Here is a 12180-nt window from a genome sequence, read left to right on the forward strand (position 1 = left end):
TAGCGTTGGCGCATGCGCTCACGTCGTTCCGTGCTCTCCGTGCCGGGCAGCAACCCCCGCTTCCTGGAGAAGGCCCAGACCCTGCCCGCCGACGAGGTCTTCCTCGACATCGAGGACTCCGTCGCGCCGCTGGCCAAGGACGAGGCCCGCAAGAACGTCGTGACCGCGCTGCGCGAGGGCGACTGGACCGGCAGGACCCGCGCGGTCAGGGTCAACGACCTGACCACGATGTGGACGTACCGGGACGTGATCGAGGTCGTGGAGGGCGCGGGGCAGTTCCTCGACTGCCTGATCCTGCCCAAGGTCCAGGACCCGACCGAGGTCGTCTGGCTCGACACCCTGCTGACCCAGATCGAGCGGTCGATGGGCTACGAGGTGGGCCGCATCGGCATCGAGGCCCAGATCGAGAACGCCCGCGGCCTGGTCAACGTCGACGCCATCGCCGGGTCGTCCAGGCGGCTGGAGGCCCTGGTGTTCGGGCCCGCCGACTTCATGGCCTCGATCAACATGCGCACCCTCGTGGTCGGCGAGCAGCCGCCCGGCTACGAGGAGGGCGACGCCTACCACTACATCCTCATGCGCCTGCTGATGGCCGCCAGGATGCACGACCTCCAGGTGATCGACGGCCCCTACCTCCAGATCAAGGACGTCGAGGGCTACCGCCGGATCGCCCGCCGCGCCGCCGCGCTCGGGTTCGACGGCAAGTGGGTGCTGCACCCCCTGCAGGTGGAGGCGGCCAACGAGGTGTTCTCGCCGAGCCAGGAGGACTACGACCACGCCGAGCTGATCCTGGAGGCGTACGAGCACTACACCACCGTGGAGCGGCGCGGCGCGGTCATGCTGGGCGACGAGATGATCGACGAGGCGTCCCGCAAGATGGCCCTCGTCGTGGCCGCCAAGGGCAGGGCGGCCGGGCTGTCCAGGACGAAGTCGTTCACACCTTGACGCCCACCGCGGTGAAGAACCACAACGACGAGGTCAGCCAGAGCCCGACCAGCGCCGTGAACGCCAGCCCGCCCAACACCGGCAGCGTCCAGCCCGGCGCGTCGCGCTTGGGCAGCGCCAGCATCTTCGCCGTGAACACGCCGTAGAAGAAGCAGCCGAGCAGCGAGTGGGCCAGCACCCGCGGCACGTCGAACTGCAGGCCCAGGGCGTACAGGCAGTGGAAGGCGACGGGGATCGTGAGGAGGAACGCCAGCCGCCCCGACCAGCGGTGGACGCCGTCCGGGAGCTCGATCCCCAGCCTTCCCCACATCGACAGCGCCGAGACCACCTGGACGATCGCCAGCGCGAACGCCCCGGTCGTCAGCCACGCCTTCATCGGCAGCGCGCCGGAGAACCCGGCCGGGCCGACCGCGAACCCCGTGGGCGTGTGCGCCCGGCCGTACACGCCGAGCCCCAGCGCCACCAGGCCGCCGGCCAGCAGCGGGATCAGGAGCACGGCGGCCGTCCGGTGCGACGGCCGGTGGATGGCGGTCATTGCATCTCCTCGATGAAGCCGTCCACGTCCTTCGGAAGGACCGTGGCGCCGGCGACGGTCACGGGGGTGGTGGGCCGCCCGGCGTCCAGGCCGGGGATCTCCACCTGGTCCTGGCCCAGGAACGCGGCGCCGACCTGGTCGTAGCCGCCGCCGGGGCGCGGGACGCGGATCCAGCCGGCCCGCAACTTCGCGCCCCTGACCTGCGCGGTCGCCCGGTACAGCCCGGACGGCCGGACCACGGCGGGCGCGGTGAAGCTCCACCGCCCGCCGCCGACGGACAGGCTGCCCCTGGCGCGTCCGCCGCCGAGCGTGGCGGTCAGCCGGGCCGTGCCCGGGCCCTTCAGCACGGCCTTCCCGCCGGCCTCGCCGCCCTTGAACCAGGCTTCCGACCTGCCGTCGCAGAAGTAGCCGACGGCCTTGCCGTCGCGGACAGAGATCGCTATCAGGCCGCCGTTGCCCTTGACGTACCCGCCGTAGTCGGCCTTGGGGATCTTCGCGGCCTCCGTGGGGGCGGGCGACACGGACGGCGACACGGACGGCGACACGGACGGCGACACGGAAAGCGACGCGGACGGCGCGGCGGCGGCCTCGGTCGGCGACCCCGCCGCCGCCGTGCCGGTGGGGGGCTCGGTGTCGGCCGCCGGTGTCGCGGTGACGCTGGCGACGCCCAGCCCCGCGGCCAGGACCGCGCCCGCCGCCAGGGTGATGAAAGGTCCCAGCCTTGACATGGACTGCTCCCAAAGTCGGAAGGGTCGAAATGCCGTACGACTCCGAGCATCCGCCCAAAGGGGTGGGCCGTCTGTGAACTAATGCTCACCCGGCAGACAGAATGTATGGATGCAGGAGAACCCTGGACCGAATCCGCCGTATGGCAGTCAGCCGCCTGGGCCGCCCGTCCATCCTTATGGGCCGCCGCCCGTGCCGCAGCAGCGGTCCTGGTTCCTGCCCACCCCGCAAGGGGTGCGTTACGACCATCTCGCCCGCACTCCGGCGAACGAGCCGTGGCGGGCCGTCGTCGGCACGATCGTCGTCGGCGTCGGGTTCTTCGTCATCGGCACCGGCGTGCTGCTCGTGGGCAAGGCCGCCGAGCTGATCCTCGGCCTGCCCGTGCCGACCGACCCCGGGCAGATCTTCGGCGATCCGGTGTTCGGGCTGGTGATGGTGCTGCTGTCGATCGCGGCCGTGCTGCCGCTCGTCTTCGGCACCGCCGCGCTCGTCCAGCGCCGCAGGCCCGGCACGCTGTCGTCGGTCGCCGGACGGCTGCGCTGGACGTGGTTGCTGCGCTGCCTCGGCCTGGCCGCGCTGGCGCTGGTGCTGGGCCAGATCGCGCAGGTCACGGCCCTGTCGTTGTCCGGGGAGGGGTACTCCGACCTGTTCGGCTGGGTCGGCTGGGGGCGGTTCCTGCCCGCTCTCGTGGTGATCGTGCTGCTGGTGCCGTTCCAGGCGGCGACCGAGGAGTACATCTTCCGCGGCTGGTTCATCCAGGCGGTCGGCGTGCACGTGCGCAATCCGGTGTGGGCGATCCTCGTCGGGTCCCTGCTGTTCGCGTCGCTGCACGGCTACTCGTGGGTGGGGCTGCTCGACGTGTTCGCCTTCGGCGCGGTGATGGGCTGGCTGGCCGTACGGACCGGGGGGCTGGAGGCGCCGATCGCGTTGCACGTGATGAACAACATGCTGGCCTTCGGGCTCAGCGCGGCCTCGGGCAGCCTGGAGGACGCGCTGGACCAGGGCAAGACACCCATCCCGTGGCAGGCGCTGTCGGGAACGGTGGTGCAGCTCGGGGTGTACGCGATTGGTGTGTTCTATATATCCAAAAAGCGGGCAGTTAGTGCCATTTCTGGATAAATCAGGCGAGAGGTGCGGGAAATCTCGCTAGAGAGGTCTCGCCAATCCGGCTCAGGCATGCTGGTCTGGTTCCTGTGGGACAGGCGAGGGTGTCACGGAGGTGATCGTTTTGGTGGGACGGGGTAGAAAATAGGCGCATAAGGTGGGACGGGATTTGTGGAACGGTCCGTAAGAAACGGCCCGTTCGCTCACCGTTTCCCCGCGCAACCCGGTTGACCAGGTTCGATTCGACGGGTTCCACCTGTACGACGAGTTCGACTAGGAGGTGCGGCGCGTGGCCTCCGGCCCCAGCGATCCGCCACGGCGACCGCCGGACGACGACGACCCGCGTCCTGAGGACGCCGCGGAACCCCCCTCTCCCGAGCCGCCCGGAACCTCATCAAGGCAGCCCGGGACCTCCTCCGAGCAGCCCAGGACCTCCTCCGAGCAGGCCGGGGCCTCTTCCGGGGAGCCCAGGATCCGCCACTCCCCGCCCGGGCCCACCGACGACCGGGCCCGGGGCTTACCCTTGACCTCCCCTTGGGGCATGCCGCCGTTCGCGTCCCCGATCCCGGAGGAATCGCCGCAGGAGCCGCCCAAGGGGCGCAGACCGTACAGCTCGCCGACGGCCGAGCCCGAGGTCGAGCCGCGCCGCCGCCCCCGGCGCATCGTCAACCGCCCGGACAAACTCGTCGCCGGCGGCCCGCCCCGCCAGGAGCCGCCCGCAGCGCCCCCGCCCGCAGCGCCCCCGCCCGCCGGGCCCTCGGCCCGGCCCGCCGACGGCGCCCAGGAGGGCACGGCAGCCGCGGGGCCCTACCGCGAGCCGCCCTACCACCTGCCGCTCCCCGCCGACGAGGCCCCCAGCTCCGCCACACAACCCCCGCCCCCACAGCCCGAACCCCCGGCCCCCAGGCCCCCGGACCGCACGACCCCGAGTCCCGCGATCCCGAGTCCCGCGATGCCGGCTCCGGCGATCCCGGGTTCCGGGCCGCCGAGCCGGAGGGGGCCGGTGAGGAGGACACCGAGGTCAGGCGGGTCGGCCGCCCGCCCGGCGGGCGTCCCACCAGACCGGACCTGCTGGTCGCCACGGGCCCGCCGCGCCCCGGCGGCGCCGGCGGCAGGCACCACAGAGGCCCGGCCCCGGCCGCCGTACGCAGGTCCAGCCCCGTGCACCGGGGCAGCAGGGCCGCCCCCATCGCCCTCACCATGGCCCTGGCGCTCCTGGTGGCCACGGGGGTGCTCGTATGGCGCTGGAGCGACACCGACACCACCGGACTGCGCCTGGAGGCCGGTACCGGCCGTTCGGGGGACGACCTGTTCACCGTCCCGGCCGCCGGCGTCGGCACCAACCAGAAGCTCAACGACATCGTCGCCGTCGGCCGCGCGGTGGTCGCGGTGGGCAGCGACACCACCAGCCCGACCCCGCGCCCGCTCTTCCTGTTCTCGCCCGACGCCGGCAAGCACTGGCAGCTCGGCCAGGTGAGCGGCGCCTCCACGCCCATCGTCCAGCGCGTGGTCGGCGGCGACGGGCGCTGGCTGGCCAGCGGCGGCGACGGCCCGTCCGGCGAGCGCGGCCTGTGGACCAGCGTCGACGGCTTCAGCTGGACCACCGTCGACGCGACCGGCATGGCCGCGTTCCGGCCCGGCGACCAGATCTACGACATCGCCAGGACGGCCTCCGGCTTCGTCGCCGTCGGCGCCACGCCGGGGGAGGGCGGCCCCGGCCCGGCGGCCTGGCGCTCGTCCGACGGCCGGCTCTGGGAGCGCGTGGAGACCAGGGGGCTGGACGTCCAGGAGATCAGGGCGGTCGTCGCCCAGGGCGACACGGTCGTGGCCGTCGGCCGCCCGGTCGAGGGGAGCGGCTCGCGGGTGCTGCGCTCGTCCGACGGCGGACGCGGCTGGCAGGCGACCGGCTTCCAGCTCCCCGAGGCCGAGCCGCGTACGGGCACGGTGGCCGTGCTGCCCAAACGGTTCGTCCTGGTGCCGACCAGGCAGCGTACGGTCGACGGCGACGTACGCGTCTACTGCTCGCCCACCGGCGCCCAGTGGTCGCAGTGCGGTTCCATCGGCGGTCTGAGCGGCGAGAGCCCCGGGGTGGAGTCGCTGGTCTCCTACCGGTCCGGCGTGGCCGCGATCAGCCAGGCCACCTTGGGCAAGTACACGGTCCTGACCAGCGCCGACGGGCGCGGCTGGGCCAAGCGGGCCGACCTCGGCGACCTGTCGGGCGCCACGCTGCGCGGGTTCACGATCTCCGACGGCGGCACCCTGTTCGCCGGCGGCGACCAGGCCGCCTCCGACGTCGACAACCAGCTCGTGCTGATGACCGCGCCGCCGCGCGGCGCCGCCGCCCGCGTCCAGCTCGGCCAGGTCGAGGGCCTGACCAGGGTCTCGCGCGAGACCACCCGCCTCGCGGCCGCCGGCGGCCGGTACGTCGCGGTCGGCGCCGCCTCCGGCGACGCCGGCCTGTGGACGATCAGCAACTGGCGGCGCTGGAAGTCGATGAGCCTCGGCGGCCCCGGCAGGCAGATCCTGGAGGACGTCGCCCACGGCGGACGCGGCTGGCTGGCGGCCGGCAGCACCCAGACGAACCTGGCCGTCACCGACCCCCTGCTCGTCACCTCCGACGACGGCGAGAACTGGCGGCGCGTGCCGGTCTCCGGCGACCTGGCCCGCGACCGCGACCGGCCCTACCTGGACACCCACGCCGTCGCGGCGGGCAAGAAGGGGTACGTGCTGGCCGGCGAGACCCACGACCAGGCGGGCTCGGTGGCCGCCGCCATGTGGTTCACGCCCGACCTGCGCAAGTACACCCGGTCCATGAAGCTGCCCCAGGGCGGCTCGGGCGTACGCGTCCACGACGTGATCGCGACCCAGGGCGGCTACGTCGCGGTCGGCGGGGCGGGGGCCGCCGACCGGGAGAACAGCGTGGTCTGGTTCTCCGACGACGGCGTGAACTGGAGCGCCCGCAAGCGGGTCACCCCGCCGGACGCCACGTCGGCCGGGCTGCGGCAGGTCACGACGTACCACGACAAGCTGGTCGCCATCGGTACGGCCGTCACGGACGGCTCGCGCCGCGCCTTCTCCGCCGTGTCCGACGACGACGGCGAGAGCTGGACGACGGCCTGGCTGCCCGCGGACCAGGCGGCGGCCGTGCACGACCTGGCCGCGGGCGACCAGGGCCTGGTGGCGGTCGGCTGGCACGGCGTCCCCGGCGAGGGCGACAGCGCGGCCTGGGTCTCCCAGGACGGCCTGTCGTGGAACCGCATGGCCCTGACCAGGGACCGGCTCTCCGGCCTCGGCATGCAGGCCCTGACGGCCGTGGCGATCAGCGGCACGGAGGTGGTGGCGCTCGGCAGGTCCACGACGTACGACACCGACCACCTGATCCTGTGGACCTCCAGCCTCACCGCCAACCGGTGAGCACGCCCCACTCGGTCAGGCAGCCGAGCAGCCCCTCGGTGAGCGGGAGGAGCGCCAGCTCACCGGGGCCGCACCAGCGCACGTCGGCGGCGTCGTCCCCGGCCACGGGCACGCCGCCGGCGGAGGTCGCCAGGTAGTCGCGGATCACGTACGTGACGCCGTCCGGCCCGGGACGCTCCACCGTGCCGGCCAGGCGGCCCACCTCGACGCGCAGCCCGGTCTCCTCCATGACCTCGCGGCGCACGCCGTCCGCGTCGGTCTCGCCGGGCTCCAGCCGGCCGCCCGGGAGCGACCACAGGCCCATCCCCGGCGGGCGGCCACGCCGGACGAGAAGAAGCTGGTCAGAGGCGTCGAAAATGATCGCGCCGACACAATTTACGCGCACATGACCAAGATTACGACGGGATAACGGGTCCCGGTCTTGACGCGACCGTGCCGGAGGAAGCACCGTGGGTAGCTGTGAGAGCGGCTCCTACCTGCCCAAGGTGCTTCGGCCCGCTTCACGGGTCGAGCGCCCTGTCCAGTGCGTTCCATTGCGACACGCACGGCGACGTCCTGCCGTACCAGCCTCCGAGACCGCCTACGGGCGAATCGCTGGAGGCCATGCGGAAACGCTCGGTGGTGCCCGTGTGGCTGCCCTGGCCATTGCCGCCCGGCTGGACGGTGACCGGGTTCGGCGAGGTCGGCGACGACCGTACCGGCTCGCGGGCCAGCGTGGTCGCGCTCAGCGGGCCCTCGCCGATCGAGGGGCCGGCCGACCTGCTGGTCATCGCCGAGGAACCCGGCGTCGGGCTCGGCGCGACGTTCGCGGGGCTCGACGGGCCCGACCCCGGCGAGGGGTTCGACTCGGGGCCGCCCAACGCGAAGATCGAGGTGCTGGGGCACCCCACGGCGATGTGGTGCCTGGCCGGCATCGACGACCGGGCCGTCTACGCCGGTGAGGCGCTCGGCAACTGGTTGTGGACCATCGCCTGGCCCGCCGAGGCCGGCTGCATGATCGCGCTGGCCGAGCTGTCCCTCCAGGACGCCCGCGACCGCGAGTTCGAGGTGCCGTTCGGCGGGTTCTCGCCGCTGCTGGAAGACTGAGGGCCTGGAAATCCGGCGCCTGGAGGATCGGGCGCGGGGCTGAGCACAGGATCGCCTCCCCCGGGCGGCCGGTTGGGGGAGCGGTGTCCGGGGTCAGGTTCTTCGTCGAGGCGTTCGTGACGATGTTCGTGATCATGGACCCGCCGGGCGTCATCCCGCTCTTCCTCGCCTACACCTTCGGCCGCACCCCCGCCGAGCGCAGGCGCATCGCCTGGCAGGCCGCGGTGACGGCGTTCTGCCTGGTGGTGGTGTTCGCGGTGTTCGGGCGGGCCATCCTGTCGTACCTGCACGTCGAGGTGCCCGCCATGCAGATCGCGGGCGGCCTGCTGCTCCTGCTGGTGGCCCTGGAACTGCTGCGCGGCGCGGCCGAGCCGCGCACCGACACCGTACGCTCGAACGTCAACGTCGCCCTGGTCCCGCTCGGCACGCCGCTGCTGGCCGGGCCCGGCGCGATCGTGGCGACCATCGTCTTCGCCCAGCAGGCCGAGGGACGCGCCGACGGGCTGGCCGCGCTGATGCTGGCCATCGCGGCCGTGCACATCCTGCTGTGGCTGTTCATGCGCTTCTCGGTCAGCATCATCCGCGTCATCAAGGAGAACGGCGTGGAGCTGGTCACCAGGATCGCCGGCCTGCTGCTCTCGGCACTCGCCGTGCAACTCATCATCAACGCGATTCGCGCTCTCATGCAGACGGGCTAAAGTTCGGAAGCGTGACAGCGCGTATCGAGCGAGTGGTGACCGAGGGCGTCGTCGACATCGACGGCACCGAGCACAAGGTCGAGAACAACACCTGGATCATCGGTGACGACGACGAAGTCATCGTCATCGACGCGGCGCGTGACGCCGGGAAGATCCTCGAGCAGGTGGGCGAGCGTGAGGTGCTGGCCGTCATCTGCACCGCGGGCCTGCCCGACCACGTCGGCGCGGCCATCGAGGTGGCCAGCAGAGACGAGGCGGTCGTCGCCCTGCACCCCAAGGACAAGCCGCTGTGGCGGGAGACCTGGCGGGAGACCTGGCCCGACATCGACATGGAGGACGACGGCGTCTTCGGCGTCGCCGACGTCCAGCTCGACGTCATGGAGACGCCCGGCGTCTCGCCCGGCGGGATCTCGCTCTACTGCGAGGCGCTGGGGGCCGTCTTCACCGGCAAGGCCCTGCAGGCCGACGGGCCGGGCAAGCTCGGCGGCGAGTACCCGGCGCTGGCCGACCAGCTCACCTCGATCGGCGGCCGGCTGTTCACGCTCCCGGCCGACACGCGGGTGCTGGCCAACCACGGTGACGAGGTCACCGTCGGCGACCTCGAGCCGCACTTCGACGACTGGGTGTCGGGCTCGCTGACCCGCGACCCGGCCGCCGCCCGCGACGACGAGGGCCCGCTGACCGACGGCACCAGGATCTCCGGCATCAAGCTCGGCCCCGGCGACGAGTAGGTGTACGACCAGCTTCCGCTGGACGGGATGCCGCGGCGGCTCTACGCGTGCACGCCGTCGCGGTTGAACACCTGGCTCGACTGCCGCCGCCGCTACCGGTTCACCTACCTGGACCGGCCACAGCCCTCCAAGGGGCCCGCCTGGGCGCACAACAGCGTCGGCGCCAGCGTGCACAACGCGCTGGCGGCGTGGTGGCGTGAGCCGTACGAGCGGCGCACGCCGCTGACGGCCGCCGTCCTGCTCACGAACGGGTGGATCACCGAGGGGTTCAGGGACGCCGAGCAGTCGGCCGAGTGGCTGGGGCGGGCCCGCGACCTCGTGTCCGGATATGTCACGACGTTAGATCCCGCTGACGATCCGGTCGGCGTCGAGCGCACGGTCGCCACGCGTACCAAGGTGGTCGCGCTGTCCGGGCGCATCGACCGGCTCGACCGGCGCGGCGACGAGCTGGTCGTGGTCGACTACAAGACCGGCCGCCGCCCACTGACCCAGGACGACGCCCGCTCGTCCCTCGCCCTGGCCACGTACGCCATCGCGGCCTCCACGATGATGCGCACGCCGTGCCGGGCGGTCGAGCTGCACCACCTGCCCACCGGCGAGATCGTCGAGTGGCGCCACACCGACGAGTCGCTGGGCCGGCACCTGCGCCGTGCCGAGGAGATCGCCGTCGAGGCCGCCACCGCCGACGACCGCTACCGCGCCGTGATGGGCGCCCCCACCTCGACCAAGCGCGCCGCGCCGGGCCGGGGGGCGGGCGAGCGTCCCGTCGTGGGTCCGGCCCAGGTTCCCGCCGAGCTCGACACGGTGTTCGCCGCCAGTCCCGGCCCGCTCTGCTCGTGGTGCGACTTCCGCCGCCACTGTCCGGAGGGCCAGGCCGCCGGCTCCGACCGCAACCCCTGGGACGGCCTGGCCGACTGATCCCCGGCGAAGCGGTCAGGCGGCCCGCGTCGGCCAGCGACGGGGGTCGGTCAGGCCCTTGAGCCCCTTGCCCACGTCGTAGCCGGCCGCGCCGAGCCGGGCCCGCGCGCCCGCCAGCATCGCCCGCGTCGACGGCATGAACGCCCGGTCGTGCACCGGCTCGGGCAGCGCGTTCATGCCCAGCCGGAACGCCCTCAGCGCCGCGGTGACCGTCGCCGGGGGCACCTCGGGCAGCACGCCGTACATGCGTCGGGCCCACTCCGGCAGCGTGTAGTAGCAGAGCGCGCCGAAGGGGAAGTAGGCCGGTTTGCCCGGCGACAACATGCGCAGCTCGCGCGGCAGCCGGGGCCACAGCAGGAACCGCACGGTCGCCGCCGCCTCCTCGGTCACCCGCAGGGCGGGCCGGGCCTGCTTGAAGTAGGCGTCCATCTCGGCGCACGAGCCCGGCACGTCTTCGGGGTGCAGCCCGACGTAGGAGGCGCTCCTGCGCTGCTCACGCAGGTAGCGGTCGGCCTGCCGCTCGTTCAGCCCGAGCCCGCCGCGCCTGGCCACCTCCAGGTACGACGACACCTCCGCGCAGTGGACCCACAGCAGCAGCTCCGGATCGTCCACCCGGTGCGTGCGACCGGTCCGCGGATCGGTGATGCGCAGCGCCTTGTGGATGCCGCGCACCCGCCTGCCGATCTCGTCGGCCTCCGCCGGGCTGCCGAACGTCACCCGGCCCACGAAGTCGGCGGTGCGGCGCAGGCGGCCGAAGGGGTCGTCCTGGAAGGTGGAGTTCTGCCAGACGCCGAGCATGGCCAGCGGGTGCAGCGCCTGCAACATCAGGCCGCGTACGCCGCCCACCCACATCGAACGGTCGAGGTGCACCTGCCAGGTCGCGCTCCGCGGCGCCTGGACGACGAGTTCGTCCGTCATAGTAAGTGAATGATTACATGGCATTGGACCTTGTGTCCAAATAGTGCTTCTCGGCCGCGTTCCAGAACCTGACCAGCGCGGCGGCCGTCGTCTCCGGCGCCTCGACGGCGGGGGAGTGGACCGCGCCGGGCACGACCACGCAGTCGGCGCCGAGCCGGGCGGCCGTCTCCGACTGGGTCTCCGGCGACCAGCCGTCGTCGTGCTCGCCGTAGAGGACCAGGGTGGGGATCTCGATCTGGCGCAGCTCGTCGGTGCGGTCGTGGGCGTGCAGGACCTGCTCGGCCATGCGGGCCAGGCCGGTGGGGGAGTTGGTCAGCAGCCGCTTGCGCAGGAACGCCATGATCTCGTCGGAGACGTCGGCGGCCAGCGCCTCGGGCTCCATCCGGTGGTGCCAGAGGTGTTCGAGCCCCAGCGCCGGGATCTCCTCCATGATCTCCCGGCCGTTGCGCGCCCGCCGGCCCTCGATGGCCGCCGGGCCCGAGCTCATCAGCGTGAACGAGGCGAACCGGGTGCGCCCGTCGATCACCGCCTCACGCCCGACCAGTCCGCCGAAGGAATGGCCCACCAGGTGCACGGGGTCGCCGCCGCCGATGGCCTGGGCCAGCAGATCGACGTCGGCCCCGAGGGCGGCGCAGGTGTAGGCGGCGGGGTCGTCGGGGCCCGGCGTCTCGTACTGGCCGCGCAGGTCGACGGCCACCACCCGGCGGCCGGACTGGGCCAGGGTCATCAGGACCGCGATGAAGTCCTCCTTGCTGCCGGTCAGGCCGGGGACCAGGAGGGCGGGCCAGCGCTCGACCACGCCGCTGCCCGGAAGCGCCTCCAGAGCCGCGAACGCGCCATGGGGCGTTTCGAGCTTCTGCGGCGTCACACCGGGTGGCAGGTCGAGGAATCGCGGCGTACTCACGTGGGGCAACAATACCCAGAGGTCAGCGCCTCGACACCGGCAAAGCTTCGACGCTGGGGCGAGTTGTGGGGAGTTGTGAGCTTTGCGGCTTTCGCGCTTCCGAGGTGGGTGGGCGACGTCCTCGTCCCCAGTGGCTCGTGGCGCGCCCTGAGGCGGCCTCTCGGCTCCCGTGGTGCCGGGTGGGCGCATCTGTCGGCCGGC

Annotated in this window: 12 protein-coding genes; 7 read left to right on the plus strand and 5 right to left on the minus strand. The window is 72.8% G+C overall.

Annotated features, from left to right (window positions below):
- Positions 1-12 precede the first annotated feature (12 nt).
- Positions 13-945, plus strand: coding sequence for an HpcH/HpaI aldolase/citrate lyase family protein (locus ACNF49_RS10725; protein ID WP_482943574.1), 933 nt, complete (start codon positions 13-15; stop codon positions 943-945).
- Here the strand turns inward: ACNF49_RS10725 and ACNF49_RS10730 are convergent.
- A complete protein-coding gene (locus ACNF49_RS10730) occupies positions 935-1480 on the minus strand; it encodes a DUF6529 family protein (RefSeq protein ID WP_482943575.1) in 546 nt (181 codons plus the stop codon). The genes ACNF49_RS10725 and ACNF49_RS10730 overlap by 11 nt on opposite strands.
- Entirely contained in the window at positions 1477-2208 is a 732-nt protein-coding gene (locus tag ACNF49_RS10735) for a hypothetical protein (RefSeq protein WP_482943576.1), read from the minus strand. The genes ACNF49_RS10730 and ACNF49_RS10735 overlap by 4 nt, the downstream gene beginning before the upstream one ends.
- Positions 2209-2398: 190 nt before the next feature.
- On the opposite strand from ACNF49_RS10735, the gene ACNF49_RS10740 reads away from it, so the two are divergent.
- Positions 2399-3325: a CPBP family intramembrane glutamic endopeptidase gene (locus ACNF49_RS10740; RefSeq protein WP_498702276.1), complete on the plus strand. Its 927-nt coding sequence runs from the start codon at positions 2399-2401 to the stop codon at positions 3323-3325.
- A gap of 1146 nt (positions 3326-4471) precedes the next feature.
- Positions 4472-6724, plus strand: coding sequence for a hypothetical protein (locus tag ACNF49_RS10745; RefSeq protein WP_482943578.1), 2253 nt, complete (start codon positions 4472-4474; stop codon positions 6722-6724).
- Here ACNF49_RS10745 and ACNF49_RS10750 read toward each other — a convergent pair.
- The gene (locus ACNF49_RS10750; protein WP_482943579.1) at positions 6708-7109 is read right to left on the minus strand and encodes an NUDIX hydrolase; all 402 of its coding nucleotides are present in this window, start codon (positions 7107-7109) and stop codon (positions 6708-6710) included. The genes ACNF49_RS10745 and ACNF49_RS10750 overlap by 17 nt on opposite strands.
- 74 nt (positions 7110-7183) lie before the next feature.
- Here ACNF49_RS10750 and ACNF49_RS10755 point away from each other — a divergent pair, with 74 nt between their 5' ends.
- The 4 genes from ACNF49_RS10755 (at position 7184) to ACNF49_RS10770 (ending at position 10157) form a co-directional block, all read left to right on the plus strand.
- Positions 7184-7810 (plus strand): DUF6758 family protein, encoded by a 627-nt coding sequence (locus ACNF49_RS10755; protein WP_358006826.1) that lies wholly within the window; start codon positions 7184-7186, stop codon positions 7808-7810.
- An 83-nt stretch (positions 7811-7893) separates the two neighbouring features.
- Positions 7894-8508 carry a MarC family protein gene (locus tag ACNF49_RS10760; protein WP_357704315.1) on the plus strand — a complete coding sequence of 205 codons (615 nt, stop codon included), beginning with the start codon at positions 7894-7896 and terminating at the stop codon, positions 8506-8508.
- Positions 8509-8519: 11 nt separating this feature from the next.
- Positions 8520-9239, plus strand: coding sequence for an MBL fold metallo-hydrolase (locus ACNF49_RS10765; RefSeq protein WP_357974272.1), 720 nt, complete (start codon positions 8520-8522; stop codon positions 9237-9239).
- Complete coding sequence (locus ACNF49_RS10770) at positions 9240-10157, plus strand: RecB family exonuclease (RefSeq protein ID WP_498702277.1); 918 nt, start codon at positions 9240-9242, stop codon at positions 10155-10157.
- Positions 10158-10172: 15 nt separating this feature from the next.
- On the opposite strand, the gene ACNF49_RS10775 is transcribed toward ACNF49_RS10770, so the two are convergent.
- Entirely contained in the window at positions 10173-11075 is a 903-nt protein-coding gene (locus tag ACNF49_RS10775) for an oxygenase MpaB family protein (protein ID WP_482943580.1), read from the minus strand.
- A gap of 13 nt (positions 11076-11088) precedes the next feature.
- Entirely contained in the window at positions 11089-11979 is an 891-nt protein-coding gene (locus tag ACNF49_RS10780) for an alpha/beta fold hydrolase (protein ID WP_357974263.1), read from the minus strand.
- Positions 11980-12180 lie beyond the last annotated feature (201 nt).

It is taken from the genome of Actinomadura sp. ATCC 39365 (assembly GCF_054392275.1).

Excerpts from the sequence above, each read along its gene's own strand:
- ACNF49_RS10725 (WP_482943574.1), top strand. The coding sequence starts at position 13 with ATGCGCTCACGTCGTTCCGTGCTCTCCGTGCCGGGCAGCAACCCCCGC.
- ACNF49_RS10775 (WP_482943580.1), bottom strand. The coding sequence starts at position 11,075 with ATGACGGACGAACTCGTCGTCCAGGCGCCGCGGAGCGCGACCTGGCAG.
- ACNF49_RS10735 (WP_482943576.1), bottom strand. The coding sequence starts at position 2,208 with ATGTCAAGGCTGGGACCTTTCATCACCCTGGCGGCGGGCGCGGTCCTG.
- ACNF49_RS10730 (WP_482943575.1), bottom strand. The coding sequence starts at position 1,480 with ATGACCGCCATCCACCGGCCGTCGCACCGGACGGCCGCCGTGCTCCTG.